Below are 22,308 nucleotides of genomic sequence, written 5' to 3'. Positions count from 1 at the left end.
AATTAACGAGGTCGACGTTTATGTCGACGGTACAAAATCCAACTAATAATGATGACTGTGATCAGAATAATCACATGGCCAACTTTACTAAATATTTGCTGCATTAACTGCTGATTTTCACCTAAATAAAAACCCATACAAGCTAAAAAAGTGGTCCAAATAATCGTGCCTAAACCACTATAAAACATGAACTTCCAAAATGGCATGCGGCTCATTCCCGCAGGAATACTAATGAGAGAACGCACAGCTGGAATCATCCGGCCAAAAAATACAATGCGGTGACCGTATTGCTCAAACCATGCTAGAGATTTTTTTACATCTGCCGATTTGATAAATAAATACTTTCCATAGCGATCGACGAAGTGAAAGATGGATTCATGCTTAAATTTATAACCAATCCAATATAGCAATGCAGCCGCCAGTAAAGAGCCGACACAACCTGAAATAATGACACCAATGAGCAGTAGTTGACCTTGGGAGGCAGAATAGCCAGCCGAGGGCATAATGATTTCTGAGGGGATTGGGGGGAAGACATTGTCAAGGAACATGAGTAGGGCAATACCGAGATAACCCAATTGTTCCATGATTGAAATGATCCATTCAGTTAAAGTCATGGTAGCCAAGGCAGAGAAAAGGTGTATTTATCCTATGTTGAAAAGCGCAGTGGGTAAAGTTCAGTTTTAGATATTCCTGAAATCACCTAAGCAAAAACAATAAATATTGAGTTCATCTTGTATTAAGTAGCATGTAGGCTTAATTAGAAGGAACATGTAGGCTTAATTAGAAGGAAAATGTATTAATGCGTGATGGCATTAAGCAATGCTGAATGATATAAGATTGAAGAATTGAAAGGCTTGGATCATAGTTTTTATAGTATTGAGTGTACGCTGTTCAGTTTGGATTTTATTTTTGATTTTTGGCGCTTTAGCAGCCTTAAAAATCGTTTTATGTACTGAACAGCGTAGGACAAAGTTGCAATAAGTAGCGTTGCAAGGTGCATAAATTAATCATCATGTTCCATATTTAACAGTGTGTGAATATAGACTTGGCGTAAGCTCAGAGATAAAGCAAATGGAATCACACAAAGTCCAAGAATGTTGAGCATAGTGGGTTGTAAGTGCAATGTATAAGCAATAAATACGGCAAAAATTGCACCAATGCATGTAGCAATACTGACTATCAAAATATGCGACTGTTGGTTAAGGAGGTGTTTTAATTCTCCTACACTTTCTTTTACACGGGGAGCGGGTAAAGCAAGGCGCCTTGAGGTTGCAATTGGAGAGTTGATTAATTTTGGCATAATGCTTTCCTTTTCAATTATCTATAATGATTTTCTCGGATCAATTGATCAGAATAAGCATAAATGCGCGAACTGATTCTCGTAAATAACCAGATATAGTTATTTTGTCAAAAAAATTAAGTCACTGTTGAGAATGCGTAAAAAAAGCCCTAAAAATAGGGCTTTTATTTATATATCGTTACAACAAATTTTCCTTAGAGACGCTTACGTTTTGCTGCCACAATTTGTGATTGACGCATACGGAAGCCTGCTTTTTGCTGTTCAGTAGTTTTGTCGATACAGTATTTGCATGATACGCCATGTTCGTAGCTCGGAAGTTCAACTTCAGCAGGAGCCAGTGGCCAACCGCATGCGTGACATTTGATATTTTCGCCTTCTTCCATACCGTGAGTGACAGCAGTACGACCGTCAAATACGAAACATTCACCTTCCCACATGCTGTCGGAAGCAGGGGTTTCTTCTAAATATTTTAAGATACCGCCTTTAAGGTGATAAACCTCATTAAAGCCTTCTTGAAGTAAAAGTGAGGTTGATTTTTCACAGCGAATACCGCCTGTACAGAACATGGCAATTTTCTTATCTTTATGCTGCTCAAGCTCTTTTTTCACGTATTCAGGGAATTCACGGAAAGTCTCAGTTTTCGGGTCAATCGCACCCTTAAATGTACCTGCTTTGTATTCATAGTCGTTACGTGTATCAATTAGGATTACGTCATCACGTGCAATTAGTTCATTCCATTCTTTAGGATCAAGATAGTGACCGACTAAATCACGTGGTTTCACTTCCACACCTAAAGTCACGATTTCTTTTTTCAGTTTGATCTTCATTTTACGGAATGGTTTATCCGCGCTATGCGATTCTTTGTATTCCATCGCATTGAAGCCTTCATTGAGAAGGAATTGATGGATGATATCTACAGATTTACGGTCACCGGCAACCGTACCGTTAATACCTTCACCTGCCACAATTAGAGTACCGCAAAGGTTGATGGTTTTTACCAAGTCTAAAAGACGTTGTTGAAGATCAGCAGGATCTTGAACTTCTTTGAATTGATAAAGTGCGGCAACAACCCAACCAGAGGTCGCTTGCTGTTCTACAGGTGCAAGCTGTTCTACAGTAGCGTTCATGGAGTACTCCAAGTGAATAAACAGGATAAAAATTAAGGCGCACATTCTACCGTGATTTGGATGAATAAGCGAGTAAAGCGATGGCTTTTAACCACACATTTGATCATAGCTTCATTTCAGTAGTTTTAGCGTGTATAGTCATGCCGAGTTGTTTTTATCCCATAAATATTGATTGAATGGAGCCGGTTTTGAGTACTGATCGTCGAATTGCCTCGTTAACCCCATGTGCAGGGCGTTGTTCTACGGTATTTGGTGATTCAGTCTGTCGTGGTTGCCGCCGCTTTAATCATGAAGTCATAAAATGGAATACCTATACGGCAGAGCAACACACGGCCATTTGGTGTCGTTTAGATGCACAGTTAGATCAAATTTTAATACCGATGTTGCCGCAAGCAGATATCATCCATGTCGAAGGCTTTGTCTTGTCTAAGCGAGTTCGCTTGCGTCCAGATGCAAGCAAAGGCCGTAAACTGTATCACGCACTCAAGCTCTGCGAAAAAAACCGTCATTTCACAGATGAAAGTGGACTCGGGATACATTACAAACAGGTACGACCGTTGTGGGATGAATTTGAGCGTCGCGTTTTGGCACTCGCCACAGCCAGCTATGATTTGGCATTCTTAAGAGCAGATGCCATTCGCTTGCATTTATTGCAAAACATGGATGAAGAGGACTAAGTCCTCTTTTTTTATGTATGAAATTTATCGTGATCTAAAAAATAAGTGAAGGAATCTCAGCGTGAATTATTCGGAGTACTTTTTATATTGTGTGGCAGTCATCGTGATGATTGCAACGCCTGGACCTGTCATGCTGTTGGTCGCAAGTGCAGGCTTACAAGGCGGCTATAAAAAGGCATTTCAAACCATTGTCGGGACGAATTTTGCTTCACTGATTTTGATCGTACTGTCGGTGTGTATTTTAAAAGGCATTTTAAATGTGAATGCGCACTGGCTCGATGGCATTAAAATACTGGGTTGTATATATATTGCTTATATTGGTTTTGATATTTTAAAAGAAGTAAGTATACAGTCCACTGCACAATCTCTGCAGTTAAAAGCAGCACAAGGGGGCTTTAAGCAAGGACTAATTGTGGGGATTTCAAATCCTAAGGATATTATTTTCTTCGCGTCATTTTTTCCGCAGTTTGTAGGAATTACTCCTCATCTTGATCTGAGTTTAATTGTGTTGACCCTGAGTTGGATCGTTTTAGATTTCGCAACCTTGTCTTTGGTGTATTTGTCTTTTCATCGATTGTCGAAATCTCGCTGGTATAAAAAATTGTTGGCCCTGTGTGGGTTGATTTTAGTGGTGGTTGCCATCTATGGCATCTATAGCACATTCACGGCTTAATTCTTAACTTGAAATGTGCAGTAAAAAATAAAAAGGCTGATTCAATCAGCCTTTTTATGAACGTGTAGAGCTTTAATTTATTCGCACTAGAGATTGTGCTGTAAGCGATATTGCACAATTTCTTCAATGGTGAGTACAGTCAAATGATGCGTTTGTGCATACGCTAAAACTTGTACGCCATTGGCCATTGTGCCGTCTGGGTTGGTTAATTCACACAAAACACCTGCAGGTTTTAAACCGGCCAGACGTGCCAAATCAATGGTGCCTTCAGTATGTCCGCGACGGGTCAATACGCCGCCTTCACGCGCACGTAAAGGAAAAACATGACCCGGACGGTTTAAGTCACTAGCAACAGCACCATCTTTAATTGCGGCTTTGACTGTAGTTGTTCGGTCTTTTGCTGAAACGCCAGTAGTAACACCTTCCGCAGCTTCAATGGTGACAGTAAAGGCAGTTTTAAAATGGCTAGAGTTATCAGACACCATGGGTGGAAGTTCTAAATGATTGGCTTGAGCATCGGTTAAACACAGGCAGACAATTCCTGAACCGTCACGAATCATACGTGCCATGGTTTCTACAGTGAGTGTTTCTGCAGCAACAATCAGGTCGGCTTCATTTTCACGGTCAAAATCGTCCATGACTAAAACAGGCTTGCCTTGACGAATGTCTTCTAAGGTTTGCAGCATGCGCTGTTCTGCAGGTGGAAGGGCAGAAAAGAAAATTTCGGGTTGAATTAAACTAGACATTGAAACGCTCGCGTAAATTTTAGATACGGTTGAACATTTCAGGACATGTGAAATAGTGGCGTTACGATATATATTGAAAATTATCAATGATATAGAGATGTGACGTCGTCTTCTTTCATCCGGACTATACCGTCGGCTCAGGTATTGCACCTGATCTGCGAATCGCGTTTAAACGATTGGCTCGTGGGCTTTTTGCAGGGCTTTCAACCCAGCAAATTTACCACCGGTGGGGAATTTCACCCCGCCCTGAAGCGATGTGTCTTGAGTATAGACCTGTTTGAGTGATGATGGGGGATTATTGCTTAGAATCATTTGCAAAATTTTAGATAAGTAAAGTTATAAGATTGGATTTGTAAGCATTTATATAAAGTGTGTCAAAGCATGCTATCGTGCCGATAAATCAACCATGATTGCATAATGATAAAAAATGACCGCTCCTCAGCATTCTCAGCAGCAGAATATAAAGCTGCATCGTTCACAGTTAGATCAAGAGTTTTCAACAGATCTGTTCCAAGATGTACAGGTCATTCGGTATCTGCAAGTGATTGGTGTTGCACTGATAGCAGCCAGTTTCGTGTATTTGATCGCGGCAAACTGGTTGATGTTGCCAAAATTCATTCAATTGGCAATTCCAATGTTGCTGTTGCTACTGAGTGCTGTGACGAGTGTATATTTTGCAAGGCATGCTTGGATTCAGCAAAGTTTAGATGCTTTAAGTGCTTTGTTGCTCGGATTGAGTTTGGCTGTGATTGGACAGGTCTATCAAACAGGTGCAGACAGTTATCTGTTATTTTTAGTCTGGGCTTTGCTGCTTTTACCTTGGTTATATCGACCGAATATCGGAGTCTTTGCGTTACTGTGTTTGATCAGTCAATTGGCATTATTTTTATATTTTAAACAAAGCTATTTAATCGTTGATCATTCTTGGTGGTATTTACTCTGTATGAATGTATTGACGGCAATTTGTGTGACCTATTGTTTGAAATATTATGCTGCACTGCGCTTAGTATTTATTGCATTCATTACACTAATGTCGATGTATTGCATGTTTTTATACTGCGGAAATGGGGTAGATCAGTATCAATGGCAATATTTAATTTTTGCCTTGTTGCTTCCAATTTATCTGATTATCTATTTTTATCGACAACATCGTGCATTAGAAACCAGTTTACAAGCCGCGGGTCTTGCCGCGAGTTTCAGTATTTTGATTTTCCAATGGGCAGAACATATTTTATCTGATTCGATTGCAGGATTGTTGGTTTTTGCTTTGCTGATATTTGCTTGGTTTGCGGTGATCAGTTGGGCACTGATGAAATTTCTGCCACAGACTAAATTTGCGGTTATTCCTTTAGCGATTGGGGCATGGTTGGCAGGCATTATTTTATCGAGCTTATTGCTGACCTATTGGAAGGCGTTTTCGATCGTCATGGGCTTAGTTTTTGTAGCTGTGGCTTGGTGGTTGATTCGACGAGCTAAAAGTATCTTTAGTCGCCAATTTGCTTACTGCTTATGGGTATGTGGCCAATCTGCGGTCTTCATTCATACAGAGAGCTTAACCAATAGCATTTCGTTTATTTTAGTGTTGCAAATTGGCGTTATATTGCTCTGTTTGTTTAGTCGAATGCATTGGTTTATTGTTTTTATTCAACTCATTGCAGGATACGGCCTTGCAGTGGCCACACTATTTGATGCCGATCTTTTTATGAGCAATGAACATGTCATCTTAGCTGTGATTGGATTGAATTATATTCTACTGATTTTCTTGCTCGGGAGTGCAACAGCTTGGTTGCACTCGATGTATCGAAAAAGCATTGTGTTATGGATGTTATGCATCGTATTGGCGGGTGTGGTGTTGCAGACGTTGTCAAATAACATTCTACAGTTTGAACAGACCCAACATGGTGTTCTTGACCTATTTGTCTGTTATCTACTGCCTGTAGTTTGGCTTGGTCTTTACATCGCAAATCAGCAAAAACAGGTGGGGAGCGAAAAATGGCCGTTACTGCTATTGGGCCTTGTGCTGATTGCGATGGGCTATTTTGGAATTTTCTTGTTATTGGTTTTATTGGCATGGGCGCAGGTCTATCAGCAATCTTTGGTTAAAGCCCTTTGCATCGTGTTGATCATTTTTAGCTTATGGATGCTGTACTACAATTTGGGTCTGAGTTTTTTATTGAAAAGTTTAACGATTTTGATCTCTGGTCTTTTGCTGCTTGGCATTACCAAGATGTTATCTACGATACAGCTTAAACAAGGGGGAGGAGCATGATGAACATACTCAATAAAAAAATACTTCCTATTGGTTTGGCTGTACTCAGTATTCTTTTATTTGTGCTGATGATTGCACGTCATGAATGGCATCTGGCAAACAGTCAGAGTATTTATGTAAAGCTGCAACCTGTCGATCCGCGCTCTTTAATTCAAGGGGATTATATGGCCTTGAATTATCAGCTCTATTTTGGTGGTCAGCCATCAAAAGAGCAATCTGCCAATGGGCAGGCTGCCAAAGCAAATACAGAAGAAAATGTACACCGTGACTATTTTGTCGATCAAAAAAGTATTGTGAGTTATGTGCAGCTTGATGCACAGCGTAGAGTGATTCGAACCAGTTTCAACCCAGAGTTGTTAGCGCAGTATCCAAGCTCATCCACAAAACTGGTGCTCAAAAATCCTGACAATAGATTTGAGGGTTTATATCCCGCTGCGAGCAGCTTTTTATTTGCTGAAGGTTTGGAACCGTGCTATCGCGATGCGCAATATGCAGAGCTAAAGGTACAAGAAAATGGTCAGCCTTTGTTGGTGGGGTTGGTCGGAGAGCATTTACAGCCCTTTGATTGTAAACAAAACCAAGCATGGTGGAAGGGCCCGAGAGCAGGGTAGACAAATTGAGCTGTTGAGTTGTATGTAGTGATATGCGTCTAATACTGAATTTTCGTAGTCAATAATGCATAGTTCAGCCATAAAAAAGCCCGCAAATTTTGCGGGCTTTTTAGAATTTTTAAATGCTTGAATTAAGCAACCTGAACTGGAATACAGTTCGCTGTGTGGTTCACTGTGTTGTTTGGGTTCGCATAGACTAAACGTGGCTTATGTGCATTTGCTTCAGCTTCTGTGAAATCGCCAAAAGTTGCAATAATCATCAAATCACCAATATCTGCTTGGTGAGCAGCACCGCCATTTACAGAGATAATGCCAGAACCTTCTTCACCACGAATGGCATAAGTGGTAAAACGCTTACCATTAGTCACGTTCCACATATGAATTTCTTCATATTCACGGATACCGGCTAAATCTAGAAGAATACCGTCAATTGCACAAGAACCTTCATAATGTAATTCTGCTTGTGTAACGACGCAACGGTGGATTTTAGCTTTTAATAAACGAGATAGCATGGCTAGCGTCTCCTTGGTAGACCTAAGATCGTATCTTATGGTGGAACAATCTCTTGAATGCTGGGTGAGCAGTCAAATGCAAGCGCATTTTGCTCTGAAATCATTCAGATGGCAATAAGTATTGTTCAACAATTTGTGGAATTGTCAGTTCTATTTGTAAGCATTGATCTGGTTCATGGCTTGCTGAATCTCACCACTTACCAACAATTTAGTACGTGATAAGGCATGTGCAATTGCATCATCCATTAAACCTTGTTCACTACTTGGTGCTTTACCTAAAACATGGCCTGAGACACGTTCTTTAAAACCAGGATGACCAATACCAATACGTAAACGATGGAAATTTGGACCAATATGCGGGACGATATCGCGTAAACCATTATGACCACCATGACCACCGCCCGTTTTCAGGCGAATGACACCCGGGTTCATATCGAGTTCATCGTGTGCGATAAGCATTGCTTCAGGAGCAATTTGATAGAATTTGGCGAAGGGAACAACACTTTGACCTGAGAGGTTCATAAAGGTTGTGGGTAACAGCAGACGAACGTCTTGACCTTCGATATTACCACGACCACTGATGCCTTTATATTTAGGATCAGCTTTAAGTTGGATGCCATATTGTTCTGCAAGGCGTTCTACAAACCAGAAGCCTGCATTATGGCGGGTTTGGGCATACTCAGAACCTGGGTTACCCAAACCAACAATCAGTGAAAGTTTGCTCACTCATTTACACCATTTAACACTTATGCGCGTTTGAAGTCAGCGTGCATAGGAGTGTTTTTAGCTGGGTGACGTTGTAAAGCTTGGATTTTAACGCTTTCAGCTTTACCGTCGATGTTGATTTCAACAACTTCTTCAAAGAACGCGTTGCTTTCTAAAGCTTTAACAAGTTCGCGAAGTTCTAAAGTAACTGCTACAGGTTCAGCTGCACCACCGTAGATGATTGCTGGTACTTTATTTTGAAGACGAAGGCGGCGGCTCGAACCTTTCCCTTGTACTGCTTCTTCACGTGCTACTGCATTTAATACGAAGTTTGCCATGATAGACATTCCTATTTAAGTTTAATTGACTAGACCTTCGACCAGTCTAGTGATAGAAAGCCCCACCAAAAGGCAGGGCTTTTAAATTTAGCGCTATATTATAGATAAGAATCGAACATTGCGCTAATAGATTCTTCGTTGTTAATACGACGAATTGTTTCAGCAACCATACTTGCAACTGAAACTTGGCGAATCTTACCAAGAGCTTGAGCTTCTTCTGAAAGCGGAATGGTGTCTGTTACAACCAATTCGTCAATCACAGAGTTTTTCAAGTTTTCTAAAGCTTTACCAGAAAGTACTGGGTGAGTTGCGTAAGCAACAACTTTGCGAGCACCAAAAGTTTTTAGTGCGTCAGCAGCTTTACACAATGTACCTGCTGTATCCACCATATCATCAACGATGACACAGTCACGGCCTTTAACGTCACCGATCAAGTGCATTACTTGAGATTCATTCGCTTTTTGACGGCGTTTGTCGATGATCGCAAGATCGATATCACCCATTTGCTTAGCAACAGCACGCGCACGTACTACACCACCAACGTCAGGAGAAACAACCATTAAGTTGTCGTGTGACTGTTGACGAAGATCTGCTAAAAGCGCAGGAGTACCGTAGATGTTGTCTACAGGAATATCGAAGAAACCTTGGATTTGGTCAGCATGAAGGTCGATCATGACAACGCGGTCAATACCAACAGTTGTGAGCATATCTGCAACAACTTTTGCTGTAATTGGCACACGGCTTGAACGTGGACGACGATCTTGACGAGCATAACCAAAGTAAGGAATGACAGCAGTGATACGACCAGCACTTGCACGACGCAAAGCATCAGCCATAACTAAGATTTCCATAAGGTTATCGTTAGTTGGGGCACAAGTTGGTTGTACGATGAATACGTCTTTACCACGAACATTTTCAGTAATTTCGACAGCGATTTCACCGTCAGAAAATTGACCTACAGATGCAGCACCTAGAGGGATGTGAAGGTGGCTAACGACTTTTTGGGCGAATTGTGGATGTGCAGATCCACTAAAAACGACAAGATTGGGCATGAAGCACCCTTGGCGGTTGGCAAATTAGGGAATTAGATGGCAGGGGCGGCTGGATTCGAACCAACGGATGCCGAGATCAAAACCCGGTGCCTTACCACTTGGCGACGCCCCTAATGCGGCAGAACTTTAATATTTTTGCGGTATTTTGTCAAGTTGAAACAACAAAGATACTGCAAATTATGCTCTGTCTTTTTTGAAGTAAATGGCAGGGGCGGCTGGATTCGAACCAACGGATGCCGAGATCAAAACCCGGTGCCTTACCACTTGGCGACGCCCCTAAATTGATGAAATAGCGAATAAAGTAAATGGCAGGGGCGGCTGGATTCGAACCAACGGATGCCGAGATCAAAACCCGGTGCCTTACCACTTGGCGACGCCCCTAATACTTTACAGCAATTACATCTACAGGTGAAAAATGATGGCAGGGGCGGCTGGATTCGAACCAACGGATGCCGAGATCAAAACCCGGTGCCTTACCACTTGGCGACGCCCCTATATCAAACTTCAAAATGACGTAATGGTGATTCTTGTAAACTGCGAACCAAGTAAGATTTACATGGTGCATTTTTCAATATGTCATCAATATTCATATTTTCAGTTACTTCAGTAAATACACAAGCACCTGTACCTGTAAGCTTTGCGGCACCGAACTGATCTAAGTACTGCATTGCTTCATCGACTTCGGGATATAAGCTTCGTGCCACAGGCTCAAAGTTATTTCCAAAATCAGATGGCGTTTCCTGATAGCCGCAAAATTTAGTGGGCTTTGAGTCTCTTGTCAACGTTTTTTGTGAAAAAAGCAGCTGAGTGCTGATAAAACAGTCAGGTTTTAACACAATGTACTGTTTTTGAGCTAAATCTATGAATGTTAAGTGTTCACCGATGCCTTCTGCCCATGCATTTAGACCATGTACAAACACGGGAACATCTGCCCCAAGTTGTAAGCCGAGCTCTGCAAGTTGTACGGTATTTAGACCACATTTCCATAGTTGATTGAGCACGATTAGGGTGGTGGCTGCATTGGATGAACCACCACCGAGCCCTGCACCCATCGGAATATTTTTTTCGATGTGGATTTTTTGTGCAGTCAGTGCTTTAGCAAACGGTTTGAGTATTTGAGCAGCACGATAAATTAAATTTTGCTCTAGATTGACGCTGTTTAAGCCCTCAATTTGAATAAAATTTTCATCAGCAGAATTTGCAAGTGGGTGAAATTCCATCCAATCAGATAAATCGATGAGCTGAAAAATCGTCTGCAATTCGTGATATCCATTAGGACGTCGGCCAGTAATGTGCAAAAACAAATTGAGTTTTGCAGGAGAAGGTACACGAATCACAGAAGTCATAGCTCAGCTTTTAGGCAAATTAACGATTTTGAATCACCATTGTAATACGGTTTTCCTGACCGGATTCAAGTGCTTGTTTTAAAATTAACTTGTTCGGTACCGTCGCAGTCTCGTTATAGCTTAGGTCAACCGTCCAACCATCTTCAATAATCTGTTGTGGGCGCTGTGCAGTATCGCGTTGAATTTTTGCTTGTGTGGTTGCAGGGCGCGCCTGTACCCAGTCGACGAGGTGGGTAATGGGAGCTTGCCAACCAGTAGCACGTTCCAGTAATTCTTCAGGTGTTTCTGCTTCAATTAAACCGGTTTTTGCACTGTTTAACTGAACTTGACCGGGTTTACCGCTGATTTGAGTTTTTCCAACACCTAATATGCCACTCAGTTCGATATCATATTCATTGCGGTCTTGAACCCAAGTAAAAAAAGCACTTCCTGACTGTTGTGGCGTGCGCACACCAATCTTACCTTGTAAGTTGAATTGATTTGCAGCGACTTCTTCAGGGCTGGGTTGATCGGGTGTTTTAACATATTGCTGACAACCGGTAAAAAATAAAGCGCAGCAGGTCAGGGCAGATACCCCAAATTTTGAAGATACTTGCATAAACTCTTTCTAACTCTTTTTCATGGGTTGGGGTAACAATAACGAATGTAGTTGCTCTAATTGCGGATCATTCGGATGTTTTTGTTGGAGTTGTTGTAACAACGCGTCAAATTTATTCATATCACCTTGCATGAAGACTGATCGTGCGTAGCGAATGCCAATTTTTAAACTATTACTCAGTTCATACGCTTTGGCCAAAACAGATGCAGATGTACTAAAATCATTTTGCAAATAACAAATATAACCGAACGTATCTAAAATTGAGGCTTGCTCAGGAGCATATTCCAAGGCATGTTCGACATATTTTCGGGCTTCATCTAAGCGTCTATTTTGTACCGCCAAAGTATAGGCATATGCATTTAAATAGGTCGGGCTATTGGGTTCAATTTCAAGTAATTGTTTTAGTAATTGGTCGAGTCTATCTTTATCTTGATGGGCGTCGAGCAGTAGAACTTCGGCATAAATGAGCTCAGGATCTTCAGGTAAGTTTTTTACCGCTTCATCAAGTAAACGAACTGCTGCTTTTTTATTGTTCATGCGTTTTAAAATATCTGCCTGAGCAAGATATAAAAAACTGGCATGTTGAGGATAATTAACCCGCTCTTGGGTTAAAAAGCGCAGTGCATCATGCAGCTTATTTTGCTGGCTAAAAATGCTGATCATATTGCGCCGTGAAACTGTATAAAGACTGCCATCAACAAGGCGATAATAGGCTTTTGCCGTTTCATAATGCTGTTTGCGTTCAGCATTTACTGCGAGATAGTAATACGCTTCATTTTGGTATTTGCTCGAATAACGTAACTCCACCAAATACTTTTCGGCTTTTTCATAAAGCTCTAAGTCAATACTGGTCAAACCTGCCATAAATAGCGGTTCTTCAGCAGATGTCCATTTCTTTAGTATATCTTCGAGTTTTTCTAGACCTAATTCTGACTGATTGATTTTAATTAAATATTTTGCTTCGGCTAAGCGAACTTCCATATTATTACGGTGTTTACGGCTGGATTTTTCGAACCATTTTAAGGTTTCTTCTTCATCACCTAACGACATAAGTAAATTGGCTTTCATTAGGATATAGCCAGTCACTTTCGGGCGTTTTTTCAGTGCTAAATTAATGGTGTCTAAGGCATCAGCAAAGGCACCATTTTGAGCTTGTAAACCTGCGACTAAGACCAAAATAGAAGGGTTGGTTTTTTCCTTGCTAGCGGTCAGTGCTTGGATCAGATAAGCACGATCTTCCTCTGATTCAGGGGAAATACCCGCCAAAATTTGTTCTAAATCTGCATTTGGGTCAATGGTTAAAATTTTATCAAGTGTTTCGGCGGCAAGCTCATATTCATGGGCTTTCAAAGCAATATGTGATAAATAAAATAATGCCGGGACATCTTCAGGTTCTTGGACGACCCAATGTGTGGCAATGTCTAAAGCTGCTTGTAGATCATTTTGCTCAATTGCAACGTTTAAAGCACGTTGTTTGACCATGGTGGATTTACTTTTGATTGCAAGCACGGTGTAGTTATGAAGCGCGGTTGGAATGTCGTTATAGGCTAAGGCAAATTCCGCAATCATACTTTGTTTAATTGCATCATATCCTGAATTTGCATGGTAAACTTCTCCCACGGCCCGAATTGGGGCAGTAGAAGCCATGCTACCGACAAGTAAGAATGTGGTAGAATACTGCTTTATTGTCTGGCCGTTCAGTCGGCTATTTGTTAGACGCAATTTTTCTTGATCCAAGTAATGCTTTTTATGACATCGATGTTGCACAATAGCATAAATTTAGCGAAATGATGATCTGATATGTCTTTCTTTGCATTGGGTGTCAACCATCAAACCGCTTCTGTAGAGCTGCGTGAACAGATTGCATTTAACCCTGAAAAGTTAACTGCACTGCTTGAACAGCAAAGCCATACGCCTGAACTCAATGACATGGTGGTGGTGTCTACATGTAATCGTACCGAAGTCTATGCGATGTCTGAAAATGCAGACATGGTATTGAATTGGCTCGCCCAATCAAATGGTATCGATGTAAAGCAATTGTCAAATCATGTGTATCGTTATGAAAATGCACAGGCGGTGACACACCTCATGCGTGTGGCCAGCGGCTTGGATTCGCTCATGCTTGGTGAGCCTCAAATTTTAGGTCAAGTCAAAACGGCTTTGTCCTTAGCCAAAGAAGCCGAAACTGTTTCCCCAAATTTAAACCGTATTTTTGAATATGCCTTTTATGCGGCAAAACGTGTGCGTTCTGAAACAGCCGTAGGAAGTCATGCGGTATCGATGGGCTATGCCGTTGCTCAGCTAGCTTTACAGGTCTTTAGTCAGCCTGAAAAATTGACGGTGATGATTGTTGCTGCGGGTGAAATGAATAGCTTGGTTGCAAAGCATTTGGCCGAAATGGGTGTGGGCAGAATAATCATCTGTAACCGTACACGTGCCCGTGCCGAAGCTTTATCGCAAGAGATTGCTCATCGTGTAGAAGTTGAAATTATTGATTTTGCAGATTTGGCAGACAATTTACATCGTGCAGATGTAATTTCAAGTTGTACCGGAAGCTTGCATCAAGTAATTTATTTTGCGGATGTCAAAGCAGCACTGAAAAAACGTCGTTATAAACAAATGCTATTGGTTGATTTGGCTGTACCACGAGATATTGAAGCCAAAGTTGAAAGTCTAGATGGCGTTTATTTATATGGTGTCGATGACCTGCAAACTGTCATTGAAGAAAATTTGGCTCAGCGTCGTCAGGCGGCAGTTGAAGCCGAAGTGATGGTCAATCAGCTTGCGACAGATTTAATCACACAGCAAAAAGTGAATTTGGCTGGTTCGACGATTCATGCATACCGTGAACATGGTGAGTCATTACGTCAAGAAGAACTGACTTTGGCGCTGAATCGTCTACAAAAGGGTGAAGATGCTGCGAAGATTATGCAAGAAATGTCGCATCGTTTAACCCAAAAGCTGCTGCATCCAACCTCTATTGTGCTGCGTAATGCGGCGATGGCGGAAGACCCAGCATATTTTGAAATGATAGAGCAAGATTTAGTTAATGTGGCTGAAAATCGCCGTAAACCAAAGAAATAAATAAGCTGATTCATTGAAAAGTATGTTGTTCACAGCTTGAACTTGAAGTTAAAACTTAATCTTCAAGGAGTGTGAGCGATCTTTTTTTATCAATATCATAAATACGTTGTTTTAAATTACGCATTTCTGCAAGGCTAGAAAACTTATTCGACTTGATCTTGAGTTGTAAGAATTGATATTGCAATTTTGTCGATAAATCTGCTGCGAGTTTATCTGCTTGTTCAGGTGATGATGTATAGTCACTGATATTGGCATGCTCTAAAATATGTTGTAATTCATGATGATGTGCTGCGCAAGCACCGAGTACATAATAGGTCGATAACTCTGGGTCATCAGGCAATTCATCAAAAATCACATTGAAAATATTTAAAACGTGATAAAGCAAGAGATCTTGTGAAACTAAGGCGCGTAAAGGCTCAAAATGAATGTAGAGATAAGGATGATTGATTAAAATCGCAATCACATATTCTTCAGCATCAATTTTTGTACTAAAGCTCAGAGACGCATCATTATTGACTTGAGGCTGCCACTTTCGGCTAAACCCTAATTTTTCACGGAAATATTGTTGTAGCAAATAACGATATGAACCACCTTTCGGTAACAGTTCAGTCAGTTGTCTCAGTTCACCCATCACCTGACTTTTACCTTCAGGCGAAGCAACATTATGATTTTGCGTTAAATGTGCAAAAACAAATTCAGAAAGTAGCGGTGAGGTGTCCAATAAACGTCGAAAATTTTCGATACCTTCACGACGGATCAATGAATCTGGGTCATGGTCATTCGGCAAAACAAAGAATTTAAGTTCACGTCCATCATTCAGTAATGGCAGTGCAATTTCGAGCGTACGTCGAGCTGCTTTTTGACCTGCGGCATCACCATCAAATGCAATGGTAATGCGGCTATTTTGCTTAAATAAAATGTTTAAATGTTCAGTATTGCTGGCAGTCCCTAAAGTCGCTACAGCGCCATGAATGCCATATTGCTGTAGGGCAATGACATCCATATAACCTTCGACCATTAACCAATCTTGGGCTTTTTGTTTACGGCCTTCATATAAACCATAAAGTAACTGATTTTTATGGAAAACTTCGGAGTCTGGAGAGTTGATGTATTTTGGTTTGATTTCATCATTTAGGGCACGACCACCAAAACCGACCACACGACCTTTCGCATCTCGAATCGGGAAAATCACCCGCTCGCGCAGTAGGTCAAAGTCACGACCACTGTCACTGGTTCGAATCAAACCGAGAAGTTTGAGTCCTTGGATATCTTGTGGAAAGGCTTTTTCTAGATGTTGCCAATCTTCGGGGGCATAGCCTAAGCGCCAATAGGCGATGGTGTCTGCACTGAGACCCCGTTGTTTAAAATAAGCTTGCCCAATTGGACTGAGCGGAAGTTGTTGCTCATAAAACTGTGCGACATTTTCCAGCAAGTCATATAAGTTTCCGTCTTGCGGCACATCTTCAAAACCACTTGCAACTTGGTCAAAGTGAGCAAACGGATCGTTCCCATAAAAGGCATCTTCGTTATTTTGAAACTCAGCAAATGGGTCGTGTTCGAAATTTACTGCAGCAGGATTTGTGTCGGTTTCGCCTGTTTTGGGTGGCAGAGCTTTTGCTTCGATTGCAGGTTTTTGTACAGGTTTGGGTTTAGATTCGCGTTTATATTTGAGTTTATTGGAATCGTTATTGTCTTTCGGTAGCTCAATACCCGTTTGGCTTGATAAATCCTTCATTACTTCAATGAAGTTACGGCTACCAATATCCATTAAAAAACGGATGGCATTACCATTGGCCTGACAACCAAAGCAGTGAAAATATTGTTTATCACGATAGACATGGAAAGATGGCGATTTTTCCTGATGGAATGGGCAGCATCCTGAGTAGGTGCGTCCAGTCTTTTTCAATTTCACAAATTGACCAATCACATCGACAATATCGGTGCGATCTAAAATTTGATCAATTGTATGTTGAGGAATGGCCATGCTGTTTTATCTGTCTATCTATTGAATTTGGGCAGTTCGTGAAATATGTTGAAATCAGCAATGCTGTAAGTTCAGTGGGGATGCAGTACAGCATCGTCCATCGAACTATTGTATACCTTTTAATCTAACCGAATCTGTAGATCCTGAAAAGATAAAAGGGCAAGTATTCTAACTTGCCCTTTGTGAAAAATCGACCTTCGTTGCGACTATATTATTCAGCTGATTCTGATGACTCAGTTTTTTCGCTATGAGGACGATCCAATAAGCCAAAGCTTAAACGATTGGTTAAACTGCGTTTTTCTTCATCAGTTTCAACCGCGTCTGCAGAGGTTTGCTCAGACATCGTTTGTGCTTCTTTACCGAAAATACCTAAGGTTGCACGGTTAAGGAAGCTGCCTTCACTACGTGCAGCACGCATATTGACCGTACCGTCTGACTTCACAAGTTTTGGATAGTTCAGTTTAAGCACGTCAATGTATTGTTGAGACGTGGTTTTATCACCAAGTTTGTCATAACCATAGGCTACAGTCGCTAGAGCTTCTGGAACTTGTGGTGCTTGAGGATAATGTTCGATCACCCAAAGTGAACGTTCAACAGCAGCTAGCCATGCTTTACGTTTTACATTAAAACGCGCCGCATTCATTTCGCTTTCAGCCAATTCTTGACTGATGAACTTCATACGTTGTGCGGCATCGACTGCATATTCACTCGATGGGTAGCGACGGATAAAGTCGACAAAGTTTTGATAAGCCACTTTGAGATAGCTCACATCACGATGCGATTGCTTTAAAGAAGTATAGCGAAGCAAACCATTGTAGTTTTGCTCCATGTTTGAAACACCACGCACGTAGTACGCATAATCAACTTGCGGATGCTGCGGGTTCATACGAATAAAACGGTCTGCAAGTGCAATCGCACCTTCATAGTCTTTTTGCTGAAACTTTACATACAATAGTTCAAGTTGTGCTTGCTGCGCATAGTTACCTGTAGGGTAGTAGGTCTCTAGAGCTTCAAGGTGTTTTGCTGCATCTGTATATTGGTTACGTTCAAGCGCTTTTTGTGCTTTTTCGATATAAATCTGTTCGCTTGATTGTGGACCTGTGTCGACCACTTCTTTCTTTGGATTACTGCTACAGCCTACCATTGCCGATGCAATGCCTATTGTTAGAGCAAGCATTGTCATTTTATATTTTGGTAGCGACATAAAAATTCCTCTGTTAATACGGGCAATGAGCTACAATTGAACTATTAAACCACTTTTGTCTGAATGAGCAAATGAGTCAAGCACAATCTTCCAATTCTAATTTCCCTGAAACTGATTTCAATTTACTTGAAGATTCTGAGGATGCAGATAACCATACTTCAGACTCAACTGCAACACGTTTATCGTTGCAATTTCAATTGGATGAAAGCTATTTAGGACAACGTATTGATCAGGTTTCAGCACTGGTTTGGACTGATTTTTCTCGTGAAAAGCTAAAACAGTGGCTCAAAGAGGGCCATTTGTTGGTCAATGGTAACACTGTGAAACCAAAGTACAAATGCGAAGGCACAGAGTTATTGACTTTAGACGTCGAGTTAGAAGCACAAACCCGTAGCTTACCTGAAGATATTCCACTCAATATTGTCTATGAAGATGACGATATTATGGTGATTAATAAACCTGTCGGTATGGTTGTTCATCCGGGCGCTGGAAACAGTACAGGGACATTGGTGAATGCAATTTTGCACCACTACCCAAAATCTTCAGAGTTGACCCGTGCAGGTTTGGTGCATCGTATTGATAAAGACACCTCAGGTCTGTTGGTTGTTGCGAAAAACCTCGAATCCCAATTTTCTTTAAGTAAGCAATTGGCGAAGAAATCGGTTTACCGTATTTACGATTTGATTGTATATGGCAACATTATTGCCGGCGGTACAGTGGATGAGCCGATTAAACGTCATCCTGTTGACCGCATTAAAATGGCTGTCTTGCCGGGCGGTAAAGATGCAGTGACTCACTATAATGTGAAAGAACGTTTCCAAAACTTTACCCGCGTTCAAGCACGTCTAGAAACGGGTCGTACCCATCAAATTCGTGTGCATTTTACTTATATCGGTCATGGTCTTGTGGGCGATCAAGTGTATGTACCACGTGTACGTATGCCTGCAGGCGCGTCGGTGTTATTAGATGACACTTTACGTGGCTTTAAACGTCAGGCTTTACATGCGGTTAAATTGGGTCTCGTTCATCCACGTACAGGTGAAGACATGATGTTTGAAGCACCATGGCCTGAAGACTTTAATCAATTGGTTGAAGTATTACGTAGCGAAAACAAAGCGTATTAAGTTTTAACCTGATTTACACGCCATAGATAGAAAAGGACGGCAACATGCAATTTGTTCAGGGACTTCCACAGGGTGTTTTTGTGGGACAAACTCGAGTTCATCATGATCAGACGCAACCCTCTGAACAACCTGAACTGGCAGGATTTAATCTGGCATTGCATGTGGGAGATGATGCAGCGCGTGTGCAAAAGCACCGAATGCAGTTGTTGAACGACTTTGCTGAATATGGCGTGAATAAAATCAGTTGGATGAACCAAACCCACAGTACGCTATGCCATCGCATTGATGAACAGATCAACTTTGTTGCACCTGAAGGCGATGGCATGGTCACGCAGTCTAAACATCATGCCCTGATGATGATGACCGCAGACTGCTTACCCGTGGTTTTGGGTAATGCTGACGGGACAGAAGTTGCCAATCTGCATGCAGGTTGGAAGGGCTTGGCTAATGGTATTGTGGAAAATACCATTGCAGCCATGCACACTCAGCCAACATGGGCTTGGTTGGGGGCAGCCATTTGTCAAGAGAATTTTGAAATTGGCGCAGAAGTCAAAGCTGCCTTTTGTTCCAAATACCCAGAACTTGAAAGTGCATTTAAAGCTGGTGTAAAGGAAGGCAAATATTATGCTGATCTTTATGCGATAGCGCGTTATATCCTTGCATTACATGGGGTTAAAGCCGTAACCGGTGGTGACCAATGTACCTTTTTGCAAGCTGACGAATATTTTTCTTATCGCCGCGAAGCGAAAACAGGACGTATGGCAACATTCGTCTTTATGCTTTGAAAATGCTAAACTTGACTGAATCTATCGACTTTTAAATGTTATGTCTTTGACTGCTAAATCTCTTGCTGTTGTTTACCACAGCCCCTATGGGCACACTGCCAAAGTGGCGAATTTCATTGTACAAGGTGCAGAAAAAGCCGGTGTAAAAGTCCATCTCATGAATGTAGAGCATGTGGATTGGGATGAATTGGACAGTGCAGATGCCATCGTTTTTGGATGCCCAACCTATATGGGCAGTATGAGTGCGGCAATGAAATTATTCATGGAGCAATCATCTAAACGCTGGTTAGCACGGACATGGCAAGGCAAGTTAGCCGCTGGTTTTACCAATGGTGGCGGCTTAAGTGGAGATAAATTGGCAGTATTGCAGCAAATCAATTTATTCGCCATGCAGCACGGCATGTTGTGGAGCGGTCTTCCATTGATGCCAACTGGACGCAGCACAACAGATTTAAATCGGATGTCGAGCTTTTTGGGTTTAATGACACAATCGGATAATGCACCTGTTGAAGTCACGCCACCTGAGGGTGATTTAGAAACCGCTATTTGGTTTGGTGAATATCTGGGGTTGTTGTTAAATAAAGTTAATTAATTTGTAAATAAATCGTTTGAACTATCATTTATAAATCTTTGAAAACCCTAGTGATGGAAATATTACTGGGGTTTTTTATTGGCCTAAAATCTGTGAAAATTGGCATTTCGTATAACTAAGATGTGATGTGCATCACATATTGCCATTCATTTGCGCCAAAGCTATTGATTTAATCTTCTCATAAATTTCACTCTGGATGAGTGGTAAATATTAAAAAGGATTAAACAATAGTAATGGCATTGACCTTATGTGTTTCTGACGTTGTTTTTGCAGCAGAAGGCTTGGTGGGATTAGCCGATGAAGAATTGTCTGCCATCAATGGTGCGGCATTGATGAATATGTCCTATACCGATCCTATTTTGGTCAACCAACAAATGGTCGATGAAAATATTGGTTTCTACAAACTCAGTTTAGATGCCGTCATGGATCTGAACGTCAATGTCAAAAGTTTGCAACTCGGCTGTGGTGGGGTAAATGGGTCAAATGGCTGTGATATTGATATTCGTCATCTAGCGTTGAGTGGTAATGCAACGTCGACCGATGCCAACGGTAATCCCGTCTTTAATGGTGATCGAGCGTCAACTAGTGCCGAACTGAAAAATCCGTTTATTGAATTTGCAATTAAAAACCCAAAACAAGCCGCTTTACGCGAAGTTAAAGGCTTCCGTGTCAGTGCTGAATCAATTACAGGTTTATTGACCACTGGTATTCAAAACACGGGTGCGCCGACAGATGGGATTAAGTCACTAAGCGGTTATATGAAAATTGCACCGACTACAGGGACAGCAAAGACCCAAGCCGCGATCTTTGGGGATAGCACCAGTGAGACTTTATCGGGGAACTTGGTGATTAATACGATTTGGAACAATGATCGTAGCTTTGTTAGCCAACCCGAAAATAGTAAAGGTTTAAAAATTCCTTCAATGAATGTGCCGTTTACCGTCCCTGAAATTACTATCAACGGAAAACGACAAACTCAAGCCGTTGCCAAAAATATCAGTGCGACAGTGCCATCGATTCAACTCAACCGTGATAGTGGTAGTTTACAGGTCAAACTTGACCGTAATTTGTTATGGGTAGAAGGGGCGCAGTTCTTTATGGATTCTGGCTCATCAATTGATGGTTTGAAAATGAATATTACCTTTGAGCAAGCCTTAAATATGATTCATAACATTCCATTAAATGGCACAGCCGGTTATTTATCGCTTCAATCTCAAGATATTAGTTGGCCAGATGCCAATGCCGATGATATTGCACGTACAGGTTGGTGGATGTCATTTAAAGACCCGATCAATATTGGCAAATTGAATCCAACATCTGAAGTGGATATCTCAGGCGTCTTGCCACAAGTTGCTCAAAAAGTATCGCAAATTTTAACCAATGAACCGATTTATATTCCGTTAGGTTCTGCTGTTGGTGCAGCATTTGGTTTACCGATTTATAAAAATGTCGGTTCAATTAACCTTAGTAATGCAGGTGCGGCCAATTTAACGTTAAAAAATCAGGTATTGGGAAATCAGGAAGTTCGGACCAACTGTTTTGGTGGATTGAAATTCTGCTAAATCTGCAATTTAAAAATAA

Annotated in this window: 22 protein-coding genes, 4 tRNA genes and 1 riboswitch; of the genes, 9 read left to right on the top strand and 17 right to left on the bottom strand. The window is 41.3% G+C overall.

All coding sequences use genetic code 11. From position 1 onward, the window contains the following. Positions 1 to 2: 2 nt before the first annotated feature. The 3 genes from FTU12_RS03435 to FTU12_RS03425 all read right to left on the bottom strand — a co-directional run bounded on the left by FTU12_RS03435 (position 3) and on the right by FTU12_RS03425 (position 2,427). Positions 3 to 614 carry a DedA family protein gene (locus FTU12_RS03435; RefSeq protein WP_168378111.1) on the bottom strand — a complete coding sequence of 204 codons (612 nt, stop codon included), beginning with the start codon at positions 612 to 614 and terminating at the stop codon, positions 3 to 5. 389 nt (positions 615 to 1,003) lie between these two features. Next, on the bottom strand, positions 1,004 to 1,300 hold the full coding sequence (locus FTU12_RS03430; RefSeq protein ID WP_180076735.1) for a hypothetical protein: 297 nt from the start codon (positions 1,298 to 1,300) through the stop codon (positions 1,004 to 1,006). A 194-nt stretch (positions 1,301 to 1,494) separates the two neighbouring features. Next, positions 1,495 to 2,427 (bottom strand): rhodanese-related sulfurtransferase, encoded by a 933-nt coding sequence (locus FTU12_RS03425; RefSeq protein WP_180113756.1) that lies wholly within the window; start codon positions 2,425 to 2,427, stop codon positions 1,495 to 1,497. A 188-nt stretch (positions 2,428 to 2,615) separates the two neighbouring features. Here FTU12_RS03425 and FTU12_RS03420 point away from each other — a divergent pair, with 188 nt between their 5' ends. Continuing rightward, positions 2,616 to 3,104: a DUF1289 domain-containing protein gene (locus tag FTU12_RS03420; protein ID WP_168378110.1), complete on the top strand. Its 489-nt coding sequence runs from the start codon at positions 2,616 to 2,618 to the stop codon at positions 3,102 to 3,104. A 61-nt stretch (positions 3,105 to 3,165) separates the two neighbouring features. Further along, positions 3,166 to 3,777, top strand: a complete 612-nt coding sequence (locus FTU12_RS03415; RefSeq protein ID WP_180113755.1) for a LysE family translocator — start codon at positions 3,166 to 3,168, stop codon at positions 3,775 to 3,777. Between the two features lie 86 nt (positions 3,778 to 3,863). Here the strand turns inward: FTU12_RS03415 and ribB are convergent, their stop codons facing one another. Continuing rightward, positions 3,864 to 4,523, bottom strand: a complete 660-nt coding sequence (gene ribB / locus FTU12_RS03410) for a 3,4-dihydroxy-2-butanone-4-phosphate synthase (RefSeq protein WP_180113754.1) — start codon at positions 4,521 to 4,523, stop codon at positions 3,864 to 3,866. Positions 4,524 to 4,626: 103 nt separating this feature from the next. Continuing rightward, positions 4,627 to 4,780: riboswitch (FMN riboswitch) on the bottom strand. Positions 4,781 to 4,950: 170 nt separating this feature from the next. Here ribB and FTU12_RS03405 point away from each other — a divergent pair. Both FTU12_RS03405 and FTU12_RS03400 read left to right on the top strand, forming a co-directional pair. Next, positions 4,951 to 6,792 (top strand): DUF2157 domain-containing protein, encoded by a 1,842-nt coding sequence (locus tag FTU12_RS03405; protein WP_180113753.1) that lies wholly within the window; start codon positions 4,951 to 4,953, stop codon positions 6,790 to 6,792. Further along, positions 6,789 to 7,403, top strand: coding sequence for a GDYXXLXY domain-containing protein (locus FTU12_RS03400; protein WP_257223963.1), 615 nt, complete (start codon positions 6,789 to 6,791; stop codon positions 7,401 to 7,403). Before FTU12_RS03405 ends, FTU12_RS03400 begins: the two co-directional genes overlap by 4 nt. A gap of 131 nt (positions 7,404 to 7,534) precedes the next feature. Here the strand turns inward: FTU12_RS03400 and panD are convergent, their stop codons facing one another. From panD to FTU12_RS03345, 11 genes are all read right to left on the bottom strand, one after another. Next, positions 7,535 to 7,915, bottom strand: coding sequence for an aspartate 1-decarboxylase (gene panD, locus FTU12_RS03395; RefSeq protein WP_078192181.1), 381 nt, complete (start codon positions 7,913 to 7,915; stop codon positions 7,535 to 7,537). A gap of 150 nt (positions 7,916 to 8,065) precedes the next feature. Beyond that, positions 8,066 to 8,641 carry an aminoacyl-tRNA hydrolase gene (pth, locus tag FTU12_RS03390; protein ID WP_180113752.1) on the bottom strand — a complete coding sequence of 192 codons (576 nt, stop codon included), beginning with the start codon at positions 8,639 to 8,641 and terminating at the stop codon, positions 8,066 to 8,068. A gap of 20 nt (positions 8,642 to 8,661) precedes the next feature. Next, entirely contained in the window at positions 8,662 to 8,958 is a 297-nt protein-coding gene (gene rplY / locus FTU12_RS03385) for a 50S ribosomal protein L25 (RefSeq protein ID WP_168378105.1), read from the bottom strand. 98 nt (positions 8,959 to 9,056) lie between these two features. After that, positions 9,057 to 10,010: a ribose-phosphate pyrophosphokinase gene (locus FTU12_RS03380; RefSeq protein WP_078191360.1), complete on the bottom strand. Its 954-nt coding sequence runs from the start codon at positions 10,008 to 10,010 to the stop codon at positions 9,057 to 9,059. 37 nt (positions 10,011 to 10,047) lie between these two features. Continuing rightward, positions 10,048 to 10,122: transfer RNA gene (locus FTU12_RS03375), tRNA-Gln, on the bottom strand. Between the two features lie 91 nt (positions 10,123 to 10,213). Then, positions 10,214 to 10,288: transfer RNA gene (locus FTU12_RS03370), tRNA-Gln, on the bottom strand. Positions 10,289 to 10,316: 28 nt separating this feature from the next. After that, positions 10,317 to 10,391, bottom strand: a tRNA-Gln gene (locus tag FTU12_RS03365). Positions 10,392 to 10,429: 38 nt separating this feature from the next. Then, positions 10,430 to 10,504: transfer RNA gene (locus tag FTU12_RS03360), tRNA-Gln, on the bottom strand. A gap of 3 nt (positions 10,505 to 10,507) precedes the next feature. After that, on the bottom strand, positions 10,508 to 11,347 hold the full coding sequence (ispE, locus tag FTU12_RS03355) for a 4-(cytidine 5'-diphospho)-2-C-methyl-D-erythritol kinase (protein ID WP_180113854.1): 840 nt from the start codon (positions 11,345 to 11,347) through the stop codon (positions 10,508 to 10,510). A 28-nt stretch (positions 11,348 to 11,375) separates the two neighbouring features. Continuing rightward, positions 11,376 to 11,954: a lipoprotein insertase outer membrane protein LolB gene (lolB, locus tag FTU12_RS03350; protein WP_180005450.1), complete on the bottom strand. Its 579-nt coding sequence runs from the start codon at positions 11,952 to 11,954 to the stop codon at positions 11,376 to 11,378. Between the two features lie 9 nt (positions 11,955 to 11,963). Continuing rightward, positions 11,964 to 13,676, bottom strand: coding sequence for a hypothetical protein (locus tag FTU12_RS03345; RefSeq protein ID WP_180113751.1), 1,713 nt, complete (start codon positions 13,674 to 13,676; stop codon positions 11,964 to 11,966). Between the two features lie 78 nt (positions 13,677 to 13,754). Here FTU12_RS03345 and hemA point away from each other — a divergent pair, with 78 nt between their 5' ends. Continuing rightward, a complete protein-coding gene (gene hemA / locus FTU12_RS03340) occupies positions 13,755 to 15,038 on the top strand; it encodes a glutamyl-tRNA reductase (RefSeq protein WP_180113750.1) in 1,284 nt (427 codons plus the stop codon). A gap of 55 nt (positions 15,039 to 15,093) precedes the next feature. Here hemA and FTU12_RS03335 read toward each other — a convergent pair whose 3' ends face one another. Together FTU12_RS03335 and FTU12_RS03330 are read right to left on the bottom strand one after the other, a co-directional pair. Beyond that, positions 15,094 to 17,022: a DNA primase gene (locus FTU12_RS03335; RefSeq protein ID WP_180113749.1), complete on the bottom strand. Its 1,929-nt coding sequence runs from the start codon at positions 17,020 to 17,022 to the stop codon at positions 15,094 to 15,096. A gap of 211 nt (positions 17,023 to 17,233) precedes the next feature. Then, complete coding sequence (locus FTU12_RS03330) at positions 17,234 to 18,226, bottom strand: outer membrane protein assembly factor BamD (protein ID WP_180113748.1); 993 nt, start codon at positions 18,224 to 18,226, stop codon at positions 17,234 to 17,236. Between the two features lie 71 nt (positions 18,227 to 18,297). Here FTU12_RS03330 and rluD point away from each other — a divergent pair, with 71 nt between their 5' ends. From rluD to FTU12_RS03310, 4 genes are all read left to right on the top strand, one after another. After that, entirely contained in the window at positions 18,298 to 19,350 is a 1,053-nt protein-coding gene (gene rluD / locus FTU12_RS03325; protein ID WP_078192173.1) for a 23S rRNA pseudouridine(1911/1915/1917) synthase RluD, read from the top strand. 44 nt (positions 19,351 to 19,394) lie between these two features. Then, positions 19,395 to 20,135 (top strand): peptidoglycan editing factor PgeF, encoded by a 741-nt coding sequence (gene pgeF, locus FTU12_RS03320; RefSeq protein WP_180113747.1) that lies wholly within the window; start codon positions 19,395 to 19,397, stop codon positions 20,133 to 20,135. A 40-nt stretch (positions 20,136 to 20,175) separates the two neighbouring features. After that, complete coding sequence (locus FTU12_RS03315; protein WP_180023236.1) at positions 20,176 to 20,727, top strand: flavodoxin family protein; 552 nt, start codon at positions 20,176 to 20,178, stop codon at positions 20,725 to 20,727. Positions 20,728 to 20,960: 233 nt separating this feature from the next. Continuing rightward, entirely contained in the window at positions 20,961 to 22,289 is a 1,329-nt protein-coding gene (locus tag FTU12_RS03310) for a hypothetical protein (protein ID WP_180113746.1), read from the top strand. Positions 22,290 to 22,308: the final 19 nt, after the last annotated feature.

Origin of the sequence: Acinetobacter sp. YH12063, from assembly GCF_013419715.1 — a bacterium.
In the GTDB taxonomy this organism is placed as follows: Bacteria; Pseudomonadota; Gammaproteobacteria; order Pseudomonadales; family Moraxellaceae; genus Acinetobacter; species Acinetobacter amyesii.
Note: the sequence above shows the minus strand (reverse complement) of the source record. Positions and strands in the feature narration are given on the sequence as shown.

What these genes read in the sequence shown, in the direction of transcription:
- FTU12_RS03435 (WP_168378111.1), bottom strand. Translation starts at nt 614, where the DNA reads ATGACTTTAACTGAATGGATCATTTCAATCATGGAACAATTGGGTTAT.
- FTU12_RS03430 (WP_180076735.1), bottom strand. Translation starts at nt 1,300, where the DNA reads ATGCCAAAATTAATCAACTCTCCAATTGCAACCTCAAGGCGCCTTGCT.
- FTU12_RS03425 (WP_180113756.1), bottom strand. Translation starts at nt 2,427, where the DNA reads ATGAACGCTACTGTAGAACAGCTTGCACCTGTAGAACAGCAAGCGACC.
- ribB (WP_180113754.1), bottom strand. Translation starts at nt 4,523, where the DNA reads ATGTCTAGTTTAATTCAACCCGAAATTTTCTTTTCTGCCCTTCCACCT.
- FTU12_RS03405 (WP_180113753.1), top strand. Translation starts at nt 4,951, where the DNA reads ATGACCGCTCCTCAGCATTCTCAGCAGCAGAATATAAAGCTGCATCGT.
- FTU12_RS03400 (WP_257223963.1), top strand. Translation starts at nt 6,789, where the DNA reads ATGATGAACATACTCAATAAAAAAATACTTCCTATTGGTTTGGCTGTA.
- panD (WP_078192181.1), bottom strand. Translation starts at nt 7,915, where the DNA reads ATGCTATCTCGTTTATTAAAAGCTAAAATCCACCGTTGCGTCGTTACA.
- rplY (WP_168378105.1), bottom strand. Translation starts at nt 8,958, where the DNA reads ATGGCAAACTTCGTATTAAATGCAGTAGCACGTGAAGAAGCAGTACAA.
- FTU12_RS03380 (WP_078191360.1), bottom strand. Translation starts at nt 10,010, where the DNA reads ATGCCCAATCTTGTCGTTTTTAGTGGATCTGCACATCCACAATTCGCC.
- lolB (WP_180005450.1), bottom strand. Translation starts at nt 11,954, where the DNA reads ATGCAAGTATCTTCAAAATTTGGGGTATCTGCCCTGACCTGCTGCGCT.
- hemA (WP_180113750.1), top strand. Translation starts at nt 13,755, where the DNA reads ATGTCTTTCTTTGCATTGGGTGTCAACCATCAAACCGCTTCTGTAGAG.
- FTU12_RS03335 (WP_180113749.1), bottom strand. Translation starts at nt 17,022, where the DNA reads ATGGCCATTCCTCAACATACAATTGATCAAATTTTAGATCGCACCGAT.
- FTU12_RS03330 (WP_180113748.1), bottom strand. Translation starts at nt 18,226, where the DNA reads ATGTCGCTACCAAAATATAAAATGACAATGCTTGCTCTAACAATAGGC.
- rluD (WP_078192173.1), top strand. Translation starts at nt 18,298, where the DNA reads ATGAGTCAAGCACAATCTTCCAATTCTAATTTCCCTGAAACTGATTTC.
- pgeF (WP_180113747.1), top strand. Translation starts at nt 19,395, where the DNA reads ATGCAATTTGTTCAGGGACTTCCACAGGGTGTTTTTGTGGGACAAACT.
- FTU12_RS03315 (WP_180023236.1), top strand. Translation starts at nt 20,176, where the DNA reads ATGTCTTTGACTGCTAAATCTCTTGCTGTTGTTTACCACAGCCCCTAT.
- FTU12_RS03310 (WP_180113746.1), top strand. Translation starts at nt 20,961, where the DNA reads ATGGCATTGACCTTATGTGTTTCTGACGTTGTTTTTGCAGCAGAAGGC.